The sequence below is a fragment of the Paraglaciecola sp. genome (assembly GCF_039943935.1).
Classification (GTDB): Bacteria; Pseudomonadota; Gammaproteobacteria; order Enterobacterales; family Alteromonadaceae; genus Paraglaciecola.
On the sequence record NZ_JBDUZQ010000001.1, the window covers coordinates 341,647 to 361,574 of the forward strand.

General features: G+C 39.5%; 16 protein-coding genes and 1 tRNA gene. 13 read left to right on the forward strand and 4 right to left on the reverse strand.

Going from position 1 to position 19,928, the window contains the following annotated elements; all coding sequences use genetic code 11:
* The first annotated feature begins 3 nt into the window (after positions 1 to 3).
* Both ABJD71_RS01510 and dbpA read left to right on the forward strand, forming a co-directional pair.
* The gene (locus tag ABJD71_RS01510) at positions 4 to 693 is read left to right on the forward strand and encodes a crotonase/enoyl-CoA hydratase family protein (RefSeq protein ID WP_348163444.1); all 690 of its coding nucleotides are present in this window, start codon (positions 4 to 6) and stop codon (positions 691 to 693) included.
* A gap of 29 nt (positions 694 to 722) precedes the next feature.
* Positions 723 to 2,102, forward strand: a complete 1,380-nt coding sequence (gene dbpA / locus ABJD71_RS01515) for an ATP-dependent RNA helicase DbpA (protein WP_348163447.1) — start codon at positions 723 to 725, stop codon at positions 2,100 to 2,102.
* A 119-nt stretch (positions 2,103 to 2,221) separates the two neighbouring features.
* On the opposite strand, the gene ABJD71_RS01520 is transcribed toward dbpA, so the two are convergent.
* A complete protein-coding gene (locus ABJD71_RS01520; protein WP_348163505.1) occupies positions 2,222 to 5,224 on the reverse strand; it encodes a diguanylate cyclase in 3,003 nt (1,000 codons plus the stop codon).
* Positions 5,225 to 5,515: 291 nt separating this feature from the next.
* Here ABJD71_RS01520 and ABJD71_RS01525 point away from each other — a divergent pair, with 291 nt between their 5' ends.
* Both ABJD71_RS01525 and ABJD71_RS01530 read left to right on the forward strand, forming a co-directional pair.
* Positions 5,516 to 5,935 carry an MAPEG family protein gene (locus tag ABJD71_RS01525; protein ID WP_348163449.1) on the forward strand — a complete coding sequence of 140 codons (420 nt, stop codon included), beginning with the start codon at positions 5,516 to 5,518 and terminating at the stop codon, positions 5,933 to 5,935.
* Between the two features lie 280 nt (positions 5,936 to 6,215).
* Complete coding sequence (locus tag ABJD71_RS01530; protein WP_348163450.1) at positions 6,216 to 8,057, forward strand: ABC transporter ATP-binding protein; 1,842 nt, start codon at positions 6,216 to 6,218, stop codon at positions 8,055 to 8,057.
* Positions 8,058 to 8,096: 39 nt separating this feature from the next.
* Here ABJD71_RS01530 and ABJD71_RS01535 read toward each other — a convergent pair whose 3' ends face one another.
* Complete coding sequence (locus ABJD71_RS01535; protein WP_348163452.1) at positions 8,097 to 9,107, reverse strand: hypothetical protein; 1,011 nt, start codon at positions 9,105 to 9,107, stop codon at positions 8,097 to 8,099.
* A gap of 308 nt (positions 9,108 to 9,415) precedes the next feature.
* Between ABJD71_RS01535 and ABJD71_RS01540 the strand changes: the two genes are divergently transcribed.
* Positions 9,416 to 10,117, forward strand: a complete 702-nt coding sequence (locus ABJD71_RS01540; protein WP_348163454.1) for an RluA family pseudouridine synthase — start codon at positions 9,416 to 9,418, stop codon at positions 10,115 to 10,117.
* A gap of 10 nt (positions 10,118 to 10,127) precedes the next feature.
* Here the strand turns inward: ABJD71_RS01540 and ABJD71_RS01545 are convergent, their stop codons facing one another.
* Together ABJD71_RS01545 and ABJD71_RS01550 are read right to left on the reverse strand one after the other, a co-directional pair.
* A complete protein-coding gene (locus tag ABJD71_RS01545) occupies positions 10,128 to 10,829 on the reverse strand; it encodes a DUF445 domain-containing protein (RefSeq protein ID WP_348163457.1) in 702 nt (233 codons plus the stop codon).
* A 141-nt stretch (positions 10,830 to 10,970) separates the two neighbouring features.
* Positions 10,971 to 11,501 carry a YgjV family protein gene (locus ABJD71_RS01550; RefSeq protein ID WP_348163508.1) on the reverse strand — a complete coding sequence of 177 codons (531 nt, stop codon included), beginning with the start codon at positions 11,499 to 11,501 and terminating at the stop codon, positions 10,971 to 10,973.
* 291 nt (positions 11,502 to 11,792) lie between these two features.
* Between ABJD71_RS01550 and ABJD71_RS01555 the strand changes: the two genes are divergently transcribed.
* The 8 genes from ABJD71_RS01555 to rpoB all read left to right on the forward strand — a co-directional run bounded on the left by ABJD71_RS01555 (position 11,793) and on the right by rpoB (position 19,869).
* A tRNA-Trp gene (locus ABJD71_RS01555) sits at positions 11,793 to 11,869 on the forward strand.
* Between the two features lie 79 nt (positions 11,870 to 11,948).
* Complete coding sequence (gene secE, locus ABJD71_RS01560) at positions 11,949 to 12,326, forward strand: preprotein translocase subunit SecE (protein ID WP_348163460.1); 378 nt, start codon at positions 11,949 to 11,951, stop codon at positions 12,324 to 12,326.
* A 3-nt stretch (positions 12,327 to 12,329) separates the two neighbouring features.
* Complete coding sequence (gene nusG / locus ABJD71_RS01565; protein WP_133471468.1) at positions 12,330 to 12,866, forward strand: transcription termination/antitermination protein NusG; 537 nt, start codon at positions 12,330 to 12,332, stop codon at positions 12,864 to 12,866.
* A gap of 242 nt (positions 12,867 to 13,108) precedes the next feature.
* Positions 13,109 to 13,537: a 50S ribosomal protein L11 gene (rplK, locus tag ABJD71_RS01570; RefSeq protein ID WP_348163463.1), complete on the forward strand. Its 429-nt coding sequence runs from the start codon at positions 13,109 to 13,111 to the stop codon at positions 13,535 to 13,537.
* Positions 13,538 to 13,540: 3 nt separating this feature from the next.
* Complete coding sequence (rplA, locus tag ABJD71_RS01575) at positions 13,541 to 14,236, forward strand: 50S ribosomal protein L1 (protein WP_348112720.1); 696 nt, start codon at positions 13,541 to 13,543, stop codon at positions 14,234 to 14,236.
* Positions 14,237 to 14,616: 380 nt separating this feature from the next.
* A complete protein-coding gene (gene rplJ / locus ABJD71_RS01580; protein ID WP_133471471.1) occupies positions 14,617 to 15,135 on the forward strand; it encodes a 50S ribosomal protein L10 in 519 nt (172 codons plus the stop codon).
* A 53-nt stretch (positions 15,136 to 15,188) separates the two neighbouring features.
* Positions 15,189 to 15,560, forward strand: a complete 372-nt coding sequence (rplL, locus tag ABJD71_RS01585; RefSeq protein ID WP_133471472.1) for a 50S ribosomal protein L7/L12 — start codon at positions 15,189 to 15,191, stop codon at positions 15,558 to 15,560.
* 280 nt (positions 15,561 to 15,840) lie between these two features.
* Positions 15,841 to 19,869: a DNA-directed RNA polymerase subunit beta gene (gene rpoB / locus ABJD71_RS01590; protein WP_348163467.1), complete on the forward strand. Its 4,029-nt coding sequence runs from the start codon at positions 15,841 to 15,843 to the stop codon at positions 19,867 to 19,869.
* Positions 19,870 to 19,928 lie beyond the last annotated feature (59 nt).

Below are 19,928 nucleotides of genomic sequence, written 5' to 3' on the forward strand. Positions count from 1 at the left end.
ATTATGAGCAACCTAGTCACATGTCACATAGAGAACAATATAGCCACAATTACACTTCAGAATGGCAAAGTAAATGCCATATCACATCAAGTTATTGATGAGTTAAATCAAGCCTTAGATCAAGCCGAACAAGATAAAGCTGTAGTTGTATTAATGGGGCAGCCGGGAATGTTATCTGGTGGATATGATTTAAAAGTCATGGGTGAGAGTATGGAAGCTGCTATGGCTTTAGTCGCTAAAGGCTCTAGCCTCACTAAACGCATGTTGTCTTTTCCGTTTCCTGTTTTGGTAGCGTGTGGTGGCCATGCAGTAGCTAAAGGAGCATTTTTATTATTGGCTGCTGACTACCGTATTGGAGTAGAAGGGCCGTTTAAAATCGGTTTAAATGAAGTGGCTATTGGTATGACTATGCATCACGCTGGGGTAGAATTAGCGAGAGGCAGATTAGCGCCAGTGTTTTTTAATCGGTCTGTGATTTTAGCCGAAATGGTATCGCCTCAAGACGCTGTGATTGCAGGATTTTTAGATAAAGTGGTATCCGAAGAGGAGTTCTTACCTACAGTTAGTTTTATTGCAAAAGCCATGACTAAGTTAGACATGAAAGCTCATCATCAAACTAAATTAAAAGCCCGTGCAGAATTACTGCAAGTGTTAGATGAAAGTATTGAAAAAGATCGCCACAGCAGTTTGTAATTAAAAACTGTGTAACTAAAGAGAATATTTTGAATAAAGAATTTGCTTCATTAGGCTTAAATAATGCCTTACTAGATAACCTAGAAACCATGGGTTTCAAAGAGATGACTGATATACAGGCAATGAGCTTACCAGCCATCATAGAAGGTAAAGATGTGGTAGCTAAAGCTAAAACAGGAAGCGGTAAAACCGCTGCTTTTGGCTTGGGCTTACTACATAACCTTAAAGTGAAGCGGTTTAGAGTCCAAGCTTTGGTGATGTGCCCTACACGAGAACTAGCTGAGCAGGTAGCGTTAGAGATCCGTACCCTAGGACGAGGTATTCATAATATCAAAGTTCTCACTTTATGCGGCGGCACTCCTATGGGGCCACAGATAGGCTCGTTAGAACATGGAGCGCATATTGTAGTGGGCACACCTGGGCGAATTATGGATCACCTTTTTCGTCAGCGTTTGGATTTGAGCGAAGTGAACACGCTTGTGCTTGATGAAGCTGACCGTATGCTAGATATGGGCTTTGAAGTTGAAATGGCAAAAGTCATTGAAGCTGTCCCTCTTGAGAGACAAACATTATTATTTTCAGCGACTTATCCAGATACAATCGCACAAATTAGTCAGGATGTGCAGCGTAACCCAGTTGAGGTAAGTGTCGAGGCTACTCATGAAACTAGTAAAATTGAACAGCTATTTTTTGAAGTAGAAGAAGCTCATAGAGTAAAAGCGGTTGCCGCCATGTTAAGTCATTATCAACCAGAGTCAGCGATCATTTTTTGCAATACCAAAATTGCTTGCCAAGAAGTTTATGACGAACTGAGAGAGCTTGGGGTATCGGCTCTTGCTCTGCATGGTGATTTAGAACAACGAGAGCGTACCCAAGTTCTTACTCGTTTTGCTAATCGAAGTGTATCTGTGTTAATTGCGACCGATGTGGCATCTCGAGGTTTAGATATAAAAGAAGTGAACGCGGTAATCAGTTACCAAGTTACGCCAGACCCTGAAGTGCACATTCACCGTATTGGCCGAACGGGCCGTGCCGACGCGAAAGGTTTAGCATTAACCATATGTTCACCCAAAGAAGTGCATCGAGCTAATGCCATCGAGGACTATCAAAAATCTAAAATTAAATGGACGGGTATTCAGGCTTTGCGTTTTCATGCTAACCGGTTGATCCAGCCCGAATATGAAACCATTTGTATTGATGGTGGTAAAAAGAGCAAACTTCGCCCAGGTGATATTATAGGAGCCTTAACTAAAGACGCTGACATTGTGTTTGATGATATTGGTAAAATCAATGTTACCGCAATGCACACTTATGTTGCTGTGAAAACTCGAAGTGTAAAACGTGCCCTTAAGCAGTTTAACGAAGGTAAACTCAAAGGCCGTAAGTTTAAGGCTAGAAAATTAAGCTAAGCTATCTCATTGCCTCGATTACCATCGTATAGAGTTAGGTGTAGTGGTTTATATTGTTCGTTGCATGATGTTAGTCAAGGTATTGGAAGGTTGCTGTAAAGGGAGGCACGGTAAATTTGCTAGTAATCTGATATCACGATATTTCTACCTTTATTTTTACCTAGGTAAAGGTTTTTGTCGGCGCGATTTATACAGACATCTAGCTCTTCATTTGCATAAATTTGGCTGACTCCTATAGTGATTGAAATACGAATTTCTTGTTCCTCATATTTCACTATATTGTCAGCGATAGCTAACCTTATTTTTTCGGCAACCTTTTTACCTTTTTTGGCGTCAGAATTTACTATCATCATAATGAATTCTTCCCCCCCCCAGCGAGCTATAAAGTCTTGCTGCCTAATATGATTTTGCATAAGTTGCGCGGTTTCAACAAGCACTTTATCACCACAAAGGTGGCCATTGATATCGTTGACTTGTTTAAAATAATCGATATCAATAAGCAATATGCAAAATGCTTCCCCGCTTCTTTTAAATCGCGATAATTCTTGCAATGCATTATTTCTAAAATCTCTTCGGTTTTTAAGGCCTGTTAGGTCATCAATTGTTGATAATGTTAGTAACTTTCTATTCATCGCTTCTAACTCGGCAGTTCGCTCTTCTACTTGAATTGATAACAGCTCCGAACGTTTCTTAAAGGCATAAACTCTTCTTCGATAAAAGCCAATCAGCAAAGCCACAGTTATGCTTATCCAAAGTGTTTTTGCCCACATAGTCAGCCACCATGGAGGCACAACGGTAATTGTTACCTCACCAATTTGGTCACTCCACATTCCGTCTTTGTTAGTTCCTTTAACCATTAATGTATAGCTACCGGCATCTAGATTTGTATATGTTGCCATCCTATTTTTGGAGCTAGTGGTATTCCAAGCTGTATCAAACCCACTTAATTTATATTTATATTGATTAAACTTAGGAGCAGATAAGTCAAGTGAGCTAAATTCAATACTAAATACAAGGTCTTCAGGTTGTAAAATTATTTCTTTAGTCTGATAAATTTGAAGTTGATGAGTGGGGAGTTCATTTTGAGTATTGGCACTACGATTACCTAATATCGACAGCTTAGTGAACACAACAGCTGGATTCCACTTTGATTGAGAGGCATTTTCTGGGCTAAAGTAAGTGATACCTGAAGGGCTTCCAAAAAATATTTTTGAATCAATATTAGTTAAACTGTGATTGATGTAATACCCTTCTGTTTTTACACCATGACTATCGTTATAGTATTCTAGGTTTTCTAAGCTTGGGTCTATTTTCACTATACCTTCAATGGTACTGGCCCAAAGGTTGCCTTTACTGTCTTCCTCTATGCCACCTATTGCTAGTGTCGATAAGTGCGATCCTGGTGCCACTTGTTGAAATTTAAAGTCACCTATTTCTTCATCGTAATGTAACTCTATAATGCCAGATCCTTGGGCGCCTAGCCAATAGTGTTGTCCATGTTTTGATTTCGAAATCCAGGTAACTATACGGGGACTGCGATTGGCTGGGAGCCTGTTAGCGGCATACAAATCTAAGACTTCTCCAGTGTGTTTATTTATCCTTAACAATCCTTCCATTGTGCCAACCCAGACGAAGCCATCAGCATCTAATAAAATTTTAGTAACACTTCCCATTGACCATTGTTTTTTTATTTTGTGATTTTTTCCATCTATATAAATTAATCCATTGTTAAAGCTCCCTAACCAAAGGTCTCCAATTTTGTCTGTACTTAAAGTGTAAATTCTCGTGCCTTGCATAGTTTTTACATACTTTAAATGCTCTTGGTTTCTTTTAAGGTAAGCTAAGCCGGTTCGTGTCCCAATCCAGATTGTATCTGAAGATGCAGAGTAAGCTATAGATGAGATCATGTTTGACTCTATAAATTCGACATCATTTTTTCTATCTTCAAATGTCCATGGGCCAGCGATTTTTCCAGACAGTTCTCTTTTCCATAATCCTTCTGGGGTGCCAAACCATATATTACCTTGATTATCTTTCGTCATTCCTCTGGTTGATTTTTCATTACCGGCAAGTAGGGTTTTAAATTGTAAACTGCTAGGGTCAAACTTAGAAAACCCCGAACGCCATGTTCCTTGCCAAATCAATCCTGATTGGCTTTCAAAGGTGCGACTCATTTGATGACCGCTAAGTAAGCTATTATTTTCTTTGCTGTGTTTCAAATTGATGATTTCAGAATTCTTTTCTGAGCCGGTAATTGTTAAGCCGCCTAATGTGCTTATCCATATATCACCATTGCGAATTTGTTTAATTGAAGAAACAGAAGGACTGGATAGTTCTGAGGACAGTTTTTTCAATGGTTGAATAATGTGCTGTAAGTTTGTATTGTCTTGTTTTGCGTAAATGCCTTTCCCATTGGTTGAAAACCATATTTGGTTTTGATTAATAAGTTCGATATCTGAGATTTCAACACCTTCTAACTCTGGTATCGTATATAGGGGCCTATCTTCCCTAAATGCATATAACCCCTGGCTGGTAGCAAGCCAAATTACACCATTTCTATCCTGTTCAATGTCTTGTATTCGAAATTTAGCACTTTGGTTTAATTCAACATGAATGAATGAATCTGATTCTGGGTTATATTCAAATAACCCTAGATTAGTGCCCGCCCATAGTTTTCCCGTTCTATCGTATACAATTGTTGCTACAAAATGATGTTGTAGCCCTTCGGAGTCAATTAAAGGGTAATGAATAAAGCGGTCATATTTCTGTTCGTATCGACTCAAGCCTCTAGAGCTAGCAGCCCAGATATCTCCAGTTGTTTTGTTAAGAGCCATCTTATAAACATAGTCGCCCATTGGTCCTGAGCCATCGAGGTTTTGGTCTTTTTTATAATTTACAAAGTTGTAGCCATCATATCGATTAATACCACTTTGAGTTGAGAACCACATAAAGCCAATATTATCCTCAATGATATCGGATACTGTCACCTGAGATAATCCATCTTGAACTGATAAGTGTGTGAAATGGGTGGGCACAACAGGAGCAGCCACTACGAGAGTATTTATTATTGATGTGAGCAAAATAGCAAGACAGTATTTTAGTTTTATATCTGTAACAAACATTTTCACAATAATAACCATACTCCATCAAGCAACCGGTCATGATAATGTAAACAGAAATAACTTTAAATCAAGTGTTGATATAGCTGATGATAAGCATTTTTGTTGAACTTTGACGTGTTCTAGCAGTTGTCAGTAATATGATTATGTCTATATGGCAATTGCTTTTTATCAACCGACTTTTTTAAACCGCGTCATTGTAGTGGTGTTAGTTTCGTTACTACTATAAGTGAGTTGGTTAATTTTAATGGCTGCGTTACAGTACTGTATAATTTTTCGAGTGAGGAGCTGCATATGAATGACACTATATTTTCTTTATTAGGTTACATTTCTTGGATTCTATTCCTTTTGATATTCATTGCTATTTACCGAACCTTACTGGTGATGAAAAAGCAAAAAGAGCCGAATGGATTTAAATCAGATGGGTCGGACTCCCCTCCATTTGGAGAGCGTTTAAGCCGAGCGATGGGAAATTGTGTAGAGAGTTTTTCATTTAATGGCGGATTAATGTTATTGGCATTGGCTACAAATTCTGCGGTTATCACTAATGGGCTAGCTTGGTTTTTACTGGCTGCACGGCTTGGGCAATCAATCACTCACTTAATTTCTACTAGTGTCTTAGCTGTACAGATTCGCTTTGTGTTTTTCTTAATTCAAATTGGAATCTGTTGTTTTTGGGTGGTGAAATTCTTCTATAAGTTTTTAGGCGCTTAATGATGTTTTTGATCCTAGTATTGGTGGGTTGTTGCCTAACTCACACTAATTAGTATTCAGGAAAGTTATTTAGTCAGTCGTAGAAATTTGTGCGTTGGTACAAAATTGATTGGGACCGTTGTTACTTCAACATATTAACTTGATGACGTTTACATCTTTACTAATGACAACACTCAGAAATATTTAATGTTGAGCTTGGGAGGATGATATAGTGTATTACTAGTGCTTATTAGGTTAAGTCAAATTATAAGTTTTTGTCACTCCAAGGTTTAATGTCTCCATGTTTGCATTTTTTGAACGGTTAACTAACCCGTTTCCGGCAGCTCATCCAGAGCAACCACCTCAAACCATTTTCGCTTTTTGTCGTTATTATACTCAAGGCATGTGGCCAGCTATTTTTTGCGTATCGTTTTTATCAGCCGCTATTGCAGCCCTTGAAGTCTCTCTATTTGGTTTTTTAGGCCAGTTAGTGGATTGGCTCGCTGTAAGCGACAGAGATACCTTTATTGAAACAGAAAAGGGTAATTTGATTTGGATGGGGCTATTGGTGCTTCTGGTGTTGCCTGCTTTGGTTATTACTCAGTCTTTATTGTCTCATCAAGGTTTGATGGGAAATTTTCCTATGAGAATTCGCTGGCAGGCGCATAGGTATGTAATAGGTCAAAGCCTAGGTTTTTTTCAAAATGAATTTGCTGGAAGAGTGGCAACTAAAGTCATGCAGACTGCGCTGGCTGTCCGTGAAACAGTCATGAAAACCTTAGATATTTTGGTTTATGTTAGTGTGTATTTCATCAGTATAGTATTTTTGGTATTCACAGCAGATTGGCGTTTAAGCGCGCCATTGATTGTTTGGTTTTTCATATATATGGTGATTTTACGCACCTTAATACCCAGGCTTAAGCGTGTCTCTCAAAAGCAGGCAGATGCACGTTCTATGATGACTGGAAGGATTGTGGATAGTTATACTAATATCACCACAGTTAAGTTGTTTGCTCATACCAGTCGCGAGGCCGAATATGCTAAAGACGGCATGTTAGGTTTTTTGAAAAGTGTCTATCCACAAATGCGACTCGTAACAGTGCTGTATGCTTGTGTTTGGTTTAGTAATGCTTTGTTGGTCTTTAGTATCAGTGCTTTGGCCATTTACTTATGGATGTTAGAGCTGGTTACTCCGGGTGAAATTGCGATAACTGTTAGTTTATGTCTAAGACTTAATGGTATGTCTCAGTGGGTTATGTGGGAAGTGTCATCACTGTTTGAAAATATCGGTACTGTACAAGACGGCATTAATAGTTTGTCTGTGCCTGTAGCGGTGAAAGATATTCCCGATGCTAAGCCACTTAAAATGAAAGGCGGTGAAATTCATTTTGATATGGTTAATTTTGGTTACCAAGGTGCCAATGACTTGCCCATAACTGTATTTAATGACTTGGATATTAAAATTAAAGCAGGAGAAAAAGTGGGCTTGGTTGGGCGTTCAGGTGCTGGAAAATCAACGTTAGTGAACCTGTTGTTACGCTTTTATGATATTCAAAGTGGCAGTATCAAAATTGATGGTCAGGATATTAGCCAACTACAACAAGAAACCTTACGAGCAAACATCAGTATGGTGACGCAAGATACCTCGCTACTACATCGTTCTGTGAGAGATAATATATTGTATGGTCGATTAGACGCAAGTGAAGAAGATATGCTCAAGGCCGCTGAACAAGCTGAATCACATGAATTCATCCAGAACCTAACGGATTTGCAGGGAAGAGTAGGTTATGACGCCCATGTTGGCGAGCGTGGCGTTAAATTATCTGGTGGCCAGCGTCAACGCATTGCCATAGCCAGAGTCATGTTAAAAGACGCACCAATTCTTATTTTAGATGAAGCCACCTCAGCGCTTGATTCAGAAGTAGAGGTCGCGATTCAGCAGTGCTTAGATAAGGTAATGGAAAATAAAACTGTATTGGCTATTGCTCATAGGTTATCAACTATTGCTCAAATGGATCGGCTTTTAGTACTGGATGAAGGGCGTATAGTCGAGCAAGGTTCACATAATGAATTAATTGCTAAAAAAGGAATTTATGCCAAGTTATGGGAGCACCAAACCGGTGGCTTTATTGGGATTGAATGAAAGCACTCCGAATTACAGAGTGCTTAGAAATTATTGCTATTATTTTGGAGCTCTACTTCTAAAACCTAATCCTAGTAATCCTAAACCTAGTAACGTTAAAGCCTGAGGTGCGGGTACCTCTGTTACTGGGTTTTCACTAATAGTTGCATCAGCCGTAATATTTAATCCTGCAAAGAAAATATTGTCATCATTTGAAGGATTAAGTGTATCTATAGTTATCAAGCTGTCACCTGCACTTAAAAAACTATCAAGTGAGTAAAGTTCGTCGTCACCATTGAGCGCACTACAATCATGGTCGTTGGCAACGTTATCACCAATGCCGCCAATAGTTATAAGGCCTCCATTCGCTTCAATTCCATCATCACTACCGCCGGCACAGGTAGTTAAAGTGCTACCATTTACATCTACTGTAGAGCTTTGACTGTTATCATTACCTTGAAAACCAAACCCAATTCCCAAAGATAAACTGGCTTCAAAATTTGGGTCCAATAAGTCAGCAGAAGTCAATGGATCTGCCAATGAGATAAACGCTGAGTCCCCTGCAGAAGAGCTTGAGCCATCTAAAAAGGCAATAGTACGCAATACTTCTGAAGGATTACTATAGACAATAGCTAATACTTCACCATCTATTGAGGTATTAGGTGTTTCACTATCAACGGTAAAAGAGTATGGGGCAGCACTTCCGCTCCCAATGGTTGCTGCCACCTGTGCAGTGACATCTACTCTAAAAGCCTCTAAGAAACTTGTAGAGGCATTTGGGCCCAATGCCGTCCAATCAGCTCCAGAATAGACAGTGCCATCGAAACTAACAGTTGGAATAAGGTTTGTTACATAATTTGTCGAATATAGAAAAGCGGCTTCTACTGTTGAGCCATTTGGAACTATCGCATCAATTGAGCATGTAGGTGTATCATTACTACCACAGCCATCTAACGACCAGTTACCATTACCGTTAAAAGAGTAACTAGTTGACAAGGTTGCATAGCTTGGCAAAGCGATAACAGATTGTATTATTACAGCGCAAGCAATTGTTGTTGTTTTGAATTTCATATTAATCACCATATAATGAATTGTTTCTTAACGTACTCCTAATAAGCTCAAGTACCCATGTAAGTTGAGCGACAACACTTAGAGTGACTATGGATTAGCATTTTTGATACCACTTATTTTTATTCATATTTTTCAGTGGGTTATATTTTTTATGTGATGAGAATGTAAATATTGTGTAAATTTATTTGACTGAGATATGGCAGTGTTAACAACTGTTAAATTCGAAATCCGATCGTTTATCGAGTTGCATAGTATTAATACCTTTAGAAGTTTATGTCGTGTATATACTGGGAAAAATACTAAAAATTATGAATGTAAAAGGCGTTAAAACAAAAGTCAGCGTTGATTTAGTCGATCATTTTATTGTTCCGGATTGCCACGAAGAGATATCTATTTTGTACGAAGATGAATCTCTACTGGTAATTAATAAGCCAAGTGGATTATTAAGTTTGTCTGGTAAAAACCCTAAAAACAAAGACTCAGTTCATTATCGATTAGTTGAAGATTATCCAACGGTCACATTAGCTCATCGTTTGGATTTTGGGACATCAGGGGTCATGTTATTAGCTAAAAACAAACAAGTTAACGCTAATTTGACTCAGCAATTTCAAGCTCGAACCGTTACTAAGCGTTATGAATCAATTTTAGCAGGGCATTTACGCAATGAAGAGGGTGTGATTAATTTACCTATTGCAAAAGATGCGGCCTTGTTTCCCAGGCTAAAAATTTGCAATCAAGAGGGGAAGGAGGCTAGATCTAAATACCAGGTACTTGAAAGGTTAACCGGGCCATCAAGAACTAGAGTGCAATTTACCCCTTTAACGGGGCGAACACATCAATTAAGACTTCATAGTCAGGCTATTGGGCATCCAATTTTAGGGTGTGATTTGTATGGTTCAGTTGAGACTCAAGGTTTAGCTGCACGGCTATTGCTTCATGCCGTGGAAATCACAATTACACATCCGCACTCTCAGAAGCCAATTTCATTTATCAGCCCAAGCCCCTTCTGAATTGCTAAGATTAGATATTTAACAGTGCTGCGATTAGACCTATTATTCCCCCAAACACGCCGCCCCAAACCACTAGCCAGCCTAGGTGCTGTCTAATCATTCTCTGCACTATGTCTTTGACAATTGCTGGTGTTAATTCATTTAGTCTTTGTGTAACAACTGTCGTAATGTTCTGCTGTATAGTTTGTTGTGTGTCAGATTGCGTTAGATGCGCCTGTAATAAACCTTTAAAATTATCTGATTGAGTGATTTTCACAACGGCCTCTGACATTTTTTCTACAAAGGGTTGGCGCATTGGCTCTAATGCTTCAGTACCGCCAAACATTCCTAGCATTTGCCCAAAAGAGGACGCTTGCACTACTTCTATTAATGAATCGAAGGTCGGTGATAAATCAATTTTTGCAATGATTGGCGATAGATTTATACCATTTTCTCCCTTGCTAGTGGCAAACCGCTCAATGTTAGATTGTGTAAAAAATTCACTCATAATCAAATTATGAATACTCTGCTTAAATTCTTCAAAGCGATTAGGGATAACACCAGAGCCATACAAGCCAGGTACTTTTTCAAATAACATATGTACCGCTAGCCAATTGGTTATTGCCCCAGATAGAGCAAAGATACCTATGCTTTTTAATAAGCTGTAATTGGTGAAAATTCCCACTAGCAGTATGGTTAATGCTACCAAATTAGTTATCAAGCTCTTATTCAAAATACAGATCCCTTAGAAAGTAAAAAACCAAAAGGGTTATATCAATAAAAATATCTGTGTCAATGAAAAAACTAATATGAACACACTTAACCATAATCTACTGAACCTAACCTACAGAGAATCTGTAGCATGGCGTGTGAATTAGTTCCCCTTTTTAATTTGGCTTAATTTAAACATTGTGTGGGTATTAATAATTAAAAATAAGGATTCGACCAAAACCCCACCAATTGAAAATACAAGGTAATTATGAGTTAGCCAACATAGTGTTCCCATTGACATCAAAAGGCGCAGTTGTATACCTTTCATTCTGAATACGGCTACGGTCCCAAAGGTAGTGGCGATGACTGGTAGAAGATGAATCAAGCTTTCCATATTCGGTATGGCTAAAACCCAGGCTGAAAATATAAACCCATACATCACTTTTACACTATTTGTTTTACTCGATGCATAGTTTCTGAGGCTTCCTAAAAATGCCATTAAAGCACCGGGCCATTGTCCAAGCATTAAAAAGTGCACAGTCATAAATAGCGTGAAGACTGTTAAAAAATAACGTAATTTTTGGTCGTCTTTTTGAAAAAAAGCGCTGACACCAATACTAAGCGCTGCTAACCCAATACTTTGTGCAACGGGATCTTCCCAAAATAAATGGCTTAATGAACTAAATATGTTGATGTTTAAATAAACTCAGAGTGTCATTGATGAGCTATTGTAAACCTTTTAATGGAAAGGTAATTTTTAATTCATGAAAATTTAACTAAGCTACTATCACAAAGTGTACTGTGTTTAGTTTTTAATCGTTAATTATACTTCTTGGCAAGGTAGGCGTATTATTCTGCTTGAATCCGCTTCGCCAATAAGTATAATACGCCACCCTCCCGTTTGTGATTCTAAATTTTTCCTGAAAAAATCTATGTATCTACAAGGGTAGTGTGACTAAAATTTGCGGTAATACATTAATATTTTAGGGGTGTAGTTCCAATTGGTAGAACGGCGGTCTCCAAAACCGACGGTTGGGGGTTCGAATCCCTCCACCCCTGCCATTTTTGACACGTACAAGTTGTTGAATTAGATAAGCCTAATTTGGGTAACCAATAAGGCGTAACAGAATTAGGGTTTAGCATGAGCGAAAATACAGAAAGCAGTTCCAATTCTCTAGATTTGTTGAAGTGGCTGTTGGTCTTCGGTTTGTTGGCTGGCGTTGTAGCTTTCAACCATTTCTTTCCTGAGCTTTCGGTGCTGTATATTGCACTTGTAGCTGTTGCCGGTGTCGGTATTGCAGGGTTTATTGCTTCAACAACTGTTAAAGGTAGTACTTTCTTAGCTTTTGCGAAGGACTCTCGTACAGAAGTAAGAAAGGTTGTTTGGCCGACTCGCCAAGAAACCACTACGACAACTATGATAGTGTTGGCAGCAACCATTGTTATGTCTCTCATTTTATGGGGCTTAGACGGGATTATTGTTGAAGTTGTCTCCTTTATAACCGGATTAGGAATTTAAACTATGTCAGACAAAAAGTGGTACGTGGTTCAAGCGTTTTCTGGTTACGAAGGCCGTGTTCAAAAAACATTACTTGAACATATTAAAATGCATGAAATGGAAGACTCTTTCGGTGAGATTTTAGTACCGACTGAGGAAGTTGTTGAAATGCGTGCAGGGCAACAACGGAAAAGTGAACGTAAGTTTTTCCCAGGTTACGTATTGGTACAAATGGATATGAATGAAGATTCGTGGCATTTGGTTAAAAGTGTTCCTCGTGTACTGGGCTTTATTGGTGGAACATCTGACCGCCCTGCTCCAATCACAACTAAAGAAGCGAACGCTATTCTTAACCGTCTTGAAGAAGGCGTGGATAAGCCAAAACCAAAAACATTATTCGAACCAGGGGAAGTGGTACGTGTTACCGACGGTCCATTCGCAGACTTCAATGGTGTAGTGGAAGAAGTAGACTACGAAAAAAGCCGCTTGAAAGTGTCTGTTCTGATCTTTGGCCGTTCAACTCCGGTAGAGCTAGAGTTTGGACAGGTAGAGAAAGGCTAACGTTAGATTCTTTAAGCACTCTGCACTGACAGATGTTAAAACTAAAAAAGGATGCTACGGCATCCTTTTTTAGTTTGTGGTCTTTCAGTAAGCATAAATATTTAAATTCTATATCATTTAACCTTGCGCCTGTTTAAAACTTCATCTATAATGCGCGACCCGATTTTATTGAAAGGGAAGCCGTTAGAGTGAGCATTCTCAATGTTTACAAGGCGTTATACCCAAATTAGAGAGTATTAATCATGGCGAAAAAAGTCACTGGCTTAATTAAGCTACAAGTAGCAGCAGGTGCTGCTAACCCAAGTCCACCAGTTGGTCCTGCACTAGGTCAACACGGTGTAAATATCATGGAATTCTGTAAAGCGTTTAACGCAAAAACAGAATCTCAAGAAAAAGGCGCTCCAGTACCAGTAGAAATTACTGTTTACGAAGATCGTTCTTTTACCTTCGAAACTAAAACGCCGCCTGCATCTTACTTACTTAAGAAAGCTGCTGGTATTAAGAGTGGTTCTGGCCGTCCTAACACTGAGAAAGTGGGTAAAGTGACACGCGCGCAATTAGAAGATATTGCTAAAGTGAAAGAACCTGATTTGACTGCAGCAAGTTTAGATGCCGCAGTAAACACCATCGCTGGCTCTGCACGCAGCATGGGCTTGGTAGTAGAGGGATAAGACATGGCTAAATTATCAAAAAAAGCTCGCCTAATTGCCGAGAAAGTAGATTCAACTAAAGAATACGAATTTAACGAAGCAGTAACTTTGTTAAAAGAATTAGCGACTGCTAAATTTGCTGAAAGCATTGATGTTTCAATCAATCTTGGCATAGACGCTAAAAAATCTGATCAAAACGTTCGTGGCGCGACTGTACTACCAAATGGTACAGGTAAAGACGTACGTGTTGCTGTTTTCACTCAAGGTGCAAACGCTGAAGCTGCTAAAGAAGCGGGTGCTGATATCGTTGGTATGGACGATTTAGCTGCTGCAGTGAAAAAAGGCGAAATGGACTTTGACGTTGTTGTTGCTTCTCCTGATGCAATGCGCGTCGTTGGTCAACTAGGTCAGATCTTAGGTCCACGTGGACTTATGCCTAACCCTAAGACGGGTACAGTTACTCCAGATGTAGCGACAGCAGTTAAAAATGCTAAAGCTGGTCAGGTTCGTTATCGTAACGACAAAAACGGTATTATCCATGCAAGCATTGGTAAGATCGCTTTTGAAGCAAATCAAATTCAAGAAAACCTAGCAGCATTATTAGAAGCGCTTAACAAAGCTAAGCCTTCTTCAGCTAAAGGTACTTACATCAAGAAAGTAAGCCTTAGCACAACTATGGGTGCAGGTGTTTCTGTAGACCAAGCTTCTTTAGGCGCTTAAGCTTAATTAGTTTGGTTTTGGCAAGTAATCATTTTTGATTGTTTGTTTCTCTGTAAAGGTTATGGGTTGGAGTCTGAGTTAGGCTTGTTGCAAGATAAGTATAACGACAGACTCCCGTCCTAGACCGCAGGCGTAAGTTGGTGAGTGAAGTAAGAGAGCACTCGCCTAGATTGTAATTTTGATATTACACATCGCAAACAACTTACTTAAAAAGCGAGCCTGCGCAGACGGTGGTTTCGACTCAGACTCTCTGGGATTAACGAACACCGTAGAGCGGTGGATTTACCTAGGTTAACCCCTTAGTAATGATATCAATCTGTGAATCCTGAAACGGATATTTCATAAAGAAATGAAGTTTCAGACTTTAAGAGGTGAACTCAGTGGCATTAGGCTTAGCAGCAAAAAAAGAGATCGTAGCAGAGATTAACGATGTTGCATCTCGAGCTCTATCTGTTGCCGTCGCTGAATACCGTGGCATGGAAGTAGCAGAATTAACTGATCTTCGTGTTAAAGCACGTGAGCAAGGTGTTTACTTACGAGTAGTACGTAACACATTAGCAAAACGCGCTCTAGCTGATAGTAAGTTTTCTGATATGGACAGTGCGCTAACTGGTCAATTGATTTATGGTTTTTCTATTGAAGCACCTGGTGGTGCTGCTCGTCTTTTTAAAGACTATGCAAAAACTAATGACAAGTTAAACGTAACTGCACTTTCTATTGGCAGTGGTTTATTGGGTCCAGAAAAACTGGATGCAGTAGCATCACTACCTACCCGCGACGAAGCGTTGGCAAAATTACTTGCTACCTTCAAAGCACCTGCCGAGAAATTCGTTCGTACTATCAACGAAGTTCCAGGCAAATTTGTGCGTGTATTGGCGGCGATCAAAGACGAAAAATAACTTTCGTTTTTGTACATTTAAATTTTTAACATTAAACCCAGGAGTTTAGAGAAATGGCTCTAACTAAAGATGATATTTTAAACGCTATTGCTGAAATGCCAGTAATGGAACTAGTTGAACTAATTGAAGCGGCTGAAGAAAAATTCAACGTTTCTGCTGCTGCAGCTGTTGCTGTTGCCGGTCCTGCTGTTGCTGCTGAAGCTGCTGCAGAACAAACTGAATTTGATGTTGTTATGACATCTTTCGGTGGTAACAAAGTTGCTGTAATCAAAGCTGTACGTGGCGCAACTGGTCTAGGTCTTAAAGAAGCTAAAGAAGTAGTTGAATCTGCTCCTAAAGCTATCAAAGAAGGCGTATCGAAAGAAGAAGCTGAAGAACTTAAGAAGACGCTTGAAGAAGCTGGCGCTGAAGTTGAGCTTAAGTAATCTGTCTAAACACAGATTGTTAGCCTGAAATGGCATAGGCTGGTGACTTTTTAGTCACCAGCCTTTTTGCGCTGTAGGATTTGGTATTTTCATCCTTTTATATGGATCCTAGTAATAAAGTGCAAAATGTATTTTAAATCTAATAAAACCAATAAGTTAAGTAAGCCTCTTAATGAATTTGGAAAAGATTTGAAGTACAAACTTAAAGGATAGCGGAAGTTTGTTTAATGAGTGCACTCCTTAAACAAGTTGGGTCAAAAATCGGCAGGCTGAGGAACCCATGGTTTACTCCTATAGCGAAAAGAAACGTATCCGTAAGGATTTTGGCAAACGCCCACAGGTATTGGAAATACCGTATCTACTTTCAATCCAGTTAGATTCTTTTAAGAAGTTTATTGACCTCGATGAAGAAGGTCAACATGGACTGGAAGCAGCATTTAGATCAGTTTTTCCAATCAAAAGTTACTCTGGTAACGCTGAATTACAATATGTAAGTTACCGTTTAGGTGAGCCAGTATTTGACGTAAAAGAATGTCAGATACGTGGTGTTACATATTCAGCCCCTCTACGTGTGAAATTGCGTTTAGTGTTGTTCGATAGAGAAGCAGCACCAGGCACAGTAAAAGACATTAAAGAGCAAGAAGTCTACATGGGTGAAATTCCACTTATGACAGATAACGGAACTTTCGTTATCAATGGGACTGAGCGTGTTATTGTGTCGCAATTACATCGTTCACCAGGCGTGTTCTTTGATCACGATAAAGGGAAGACTCACTCATCCGGTAAAGTGTTGTATAACGCTCGCGTTATCCCATACCGTGGTTCGTGGTTAGACTTTGAATTTGACCCTAAAGATAACTTATTTGTACGTATAGATAGACGTCGTAAATTACCGGCTACTATTATCTTACGTGCATTAGAAATGACCACAGAAGAAATTCTTGATTTATTCTTTGAGAAAAATCAGGTTCGAATTGATGGTGATAAATATCTATCAGATATAGTGCCAGACCGCCTACGAGGTGAGACTGCACAGTTTGATATTCTAGATGCGAAAGGTAAGGTTCTTGTTGAAGCGGGTCGCCGTATATCAGCTCGTCATACTAGAGCATTAGAAAAAGCAAAAATAACTGAATTAGAAGTTCCTGCTGAATATTTAGTCGGCCGTGTCTTTGCTCGTGACTACATCAATGAAGAAACTGGCGAAGTTATAGTTAGTGCTAATGATGAACTAACATTAGAAAACTTAGCAGAACTTACTGAAGCCGGTGTTACCACTTTTGATACTCTTTATATTAATGAGTTAGATCATGGTGCTTATATATCAGATACCTTGCGTATAGATAATTCAACTAATAAGCTAGAAGCTTTAGTTGAAATTTACCGCATGATGCGTCCTGGTGAGCCACCAACTAAAGATGCCGCTGAAACCTTGTTTACTAACTTATTCTTCTCTGATGACAGATATGACTTATCGTCTGTTGGACGTATGAAGTTTAACCGTCGTTTAGGACGTGAAGAATCAACAGGTTCTGGCACTTTAGGTAATGATGATATCGTTTCAGTAATGAAGCAACTTATCACTATCCGTGATGGTAAAGATGAAGTTGATGATATCGATCACTTAGGTAACAGACGTATTCGTTCTGTTGGTGAAATGGCTGAAAACCAATTCCGTGTTGGTTTAGTACGTGTTGAACGTGCCGTTAAAGAACGTCTAAGTTTAGGCGACCTTGATGCTGTTATGCCACAAGATTTGATTAACGCTAAGCCTATTTCTGCTGCAGTAAAAGAGTTCTTTGGGTCAAGCCAATTATCTCAATTTATGGACCAGAATAACCCGTTATCAGAAGTTACGCATAAACGTCGTATTTCTGCATTAGGCCCAGGCGGTTTAACACGTGAAAGAGCTGGATTTGAAGTACGTGACGTACATCCAACTCATTACGGTCGTGTTTGTCCAATCGAAACACCTGAAGGACCAAACATTGGTTTGATCAACTCTTTATCAAGTTTTGCTCGAACAAACGATTTTGGTTTCTTAGAAACACCTTATCGTAAAATTGTTGATGGTGTTGTAACCGACGAAATCGATTATTTATCAGCTATCGAAGAAGGCCAATTTGCGATTGCACAGGCAAATGTCGTGTTAGATGACGATGGCAAATTAGCTGAAGAATTGATCCCTTGTCGTTTCCGTGGTGAAACCACGTTAATGCCAGTAGATGACATCAAGTACATGGATGTCTCTCCACAGCAAATCGTTTCTGTTGCAGCGAGTATTATTCCGTTCCTAGAACACGATGATGCTAACCGTGCATTGATGGGTGCCAACATGCAACGTCAAGCTGTTCCAACACTTATAGCTGAAAAGCCACTAGTTGGAACGGGTATGGAGAAAACAGTAGCAGTTGACTCTGGTGTAACGGTAGTCGCGAAACGCGGTGGTTCAGTAGATTACGTAGACGCAAGTCGTATCGTTGTTAAAGTGAACGAGTCAGAAATGACAGCTGGTGAAGCAGGTATTGATATTTATAACCTGACTAAATACACCCGTTCAAACCAAAATACATGTATTAACCAAAAACCAACATGTAATGTTGGCGAACCAGTTGTTGCTGGTGATGTATTAGCTGATGGTCCATCCACAGATATGGGTGACTTAGCGCTAGGGCAAAATATGCGTATCGCATTCATGCCTTGGAATGGTTATAACTTCGAAGATTCAATCTTAATCTCTGAGCGTGTTGCTCAAGAAGATAGATTTACATCTATTCACATCCAAGAACTAAGCTGTATTGCTCGTGATACTAAGCTTGGTCCAGAAGAAATTAGTGCTGATATCCCGAATGTGGGTGAGTCTGCCTTAGGAAAACTGGATGATTCTGGTGTTGTTTATATCGGTGCTGAAGTTAAAGGTGGCGATATCTTAGTAGGTAAAGTTACGCCTAAAGGTGAAACTCAACTTACGCCAGAAGAGAAACTTTTAAGAGCAATCTTTGGTGAGAAAGCGTCTGATGTAAAAGATACATCATTACGTGTTCCAAATAGTGTTCACGGTACAGTTATTGATGTTCAAGTATTCACCCGTGATGGTGTTGAGAAAGACAAACGTGCTCGTGAAATCGAAGATATGCAATTGCGTGAAGTTAAGAAAGACTTAGGCGATGAGTTTGGAATTTTAGCGGATGGCATTTTTGCCAGAGCTAGTAACTTGTTACTTAAATCTGGAATTGATCAAGATAAACTTGATAGTTTACCTCGCGATAAGTGGTTTGACTTAACCTTAAGTGATGAAGACGCACAAGCCGAGCTTGATCAAATTGCTGAACAGCATAGTGAAATCAAAGCTGACTTTGACACTAAATTTGAAGTTAAGCGTCGTAAGATCACTCAAGGTGATGATTTACAACCAGGTGTACTTAAGATTGTTAAGGTTTACCTTGCAGTTAAACGTCATATTCAGCCTGGTGATAAAATGGCGGGACGTCACGGTAACAAAGGTGTTATTTCAACTATTCAACCAGTTGAAGACATGCCTTATGACGAGAACGGAACCCCTGTTGATATCGTATTGAACCCACTTGGTGTACCTTCGCGTATGAACATCGGTCAGATTCTTGAAACTCACTTAGGTATGGCTGCAAGCGGTATCGGTGTGAAAATAGACCGTATGTTAAAAGAGCACGAAGAGATGGCCAAGCTACGTAACTTCTTAAAAGAAGTTTACAGTGCAGGGAAATCGCATCAAGTTGTTGATATTGATAACTTTACTGATGATGAAGTCACCCGTTTAGCCGGTAATCTACGTAAAGGTGTGCCAATGGCTACACCAGTATTTGACGGTGCAACGGAAGCTGAAATAAAGCATATGTTAACGTTAGCTGACATTCCTGAAAGTGGTCAAATCACTTTGTTTGATGGTCGCACAGGTCGCCCATTTGAGCGCCCAGTAACAGTAGGTTACATGTACATGCTGAAACTTAACCATTTGGTTGATGACAAAATGCATGCTCGTTCTACTGGTTCATATAGCTTAGTTACACAGCAACCGTTAGGCGGTAAAGCTCAGTTCGGTGGTCAGCGTTTCGGAGAGATGGAAGTATGGGCACTAGAAGCATATGGTGCTGCATATACCTTACAAGAAATGCTAACCGTTAAGTCCGATGATGTGAATGGCCGTACTAAAATGTATAAAAACATTGTTGATGGCGATCATCGTATGGAACCTGGTATGCCGGAATCATTCAACGTATTGTTGAAAGAAATCCGTTCACTAGGTATCAATATCGAACTAGAAGAGCAATAGACGTTCAGATATAGCTTGTAGACCGATTGTCCTGTTAGTGTGATTAACACTAACAGGAT

Excerpts from the sequence above, each read along its gene's own strand:
- nusG (WP_133471468.1), top strand. The coding sequence starts at position 12,330 with ATGTCAGACAAAAAGTGGTACGTGGTTCAAGCGTTTTCTGGTTACGAA.
- ABJD71_RS01535 (WP_348163452.1), bottom strand. The coding sequence starts at position 9,107 with ATGAAATTCAAAACAACAACAATTGCTTGCGCTGTAATAATACAATCT.
- ABJD71_RS01520 (WP_348163505.1), bottom strand. The coding sequence starts at position 5,224 with ATGTTTGTTACAGATATAAAACTAAAATACTGTCTTGCTATTTTGCTC.
- rplA (WP_348112720.1), top strand. The coding sequence starts at position 13,541 with ATGGCTAAATTATCAAAAAAAGCTCGCCTAATTGCCGAGAAAGTAGAT.
- rpoB (WP_348163467.1), top strand. The coding sequence starts at position 15,841 with ATGGTTTACTCCTATAGCGAAAAGAAACGTATCCGTAAGGATTTTGGC.
- ABJD71_RS01510 (WP_348163444.1), top strand. The coding sequence starts at position 4 with ATGAGCAACCTAGTCACATGTCACATAGAGAACAATATAGCCACAATT.
- rplK (WP_348163463.1), top strand. The coding sequence starts at position 13,109 with ATGGCGAAAAAAGTCACTGGCTTAATTAAGCTACAAGTAGCAGCAGGT.
- ABJD71_RS01540 (WP_348163454.1), top strand. The coding sequence starts at position 9,416 with ATGAATGTAAAAGGCGTTAAAACAAAAGTCAGCGTTGATTTAGTCGAT.
- ABJD71_RS01525 (WP_348163449.1), top strand. The coding sequence starts at position 5,516 with ATGAATGACACTATATTTTCTTTATTAGGTTACATTTCTTGGATTCTA.
- secE (WP_348163460.1), top strand. The coding sequence starts at position 11,949 with ATGAGCGAAAATACAGAAAGCAGTTCCAATTCTCTAGATTTGTTGAAG.
- ABJD71_RS01530 (WP_348163450.1), top strand. The coding sequence starts at position 6,216 with ATGTTTGCATTTTTTGAACGGTTAACTAACCCGTTTCCGGCAGCTCAT.
- rplL (WP_133471472.1), top strand. The coding sequence starts at position 15,189 with ATGGCTCTAACTAAAGATGATATTTTAAACGCTATTGCTGAAATGCCA.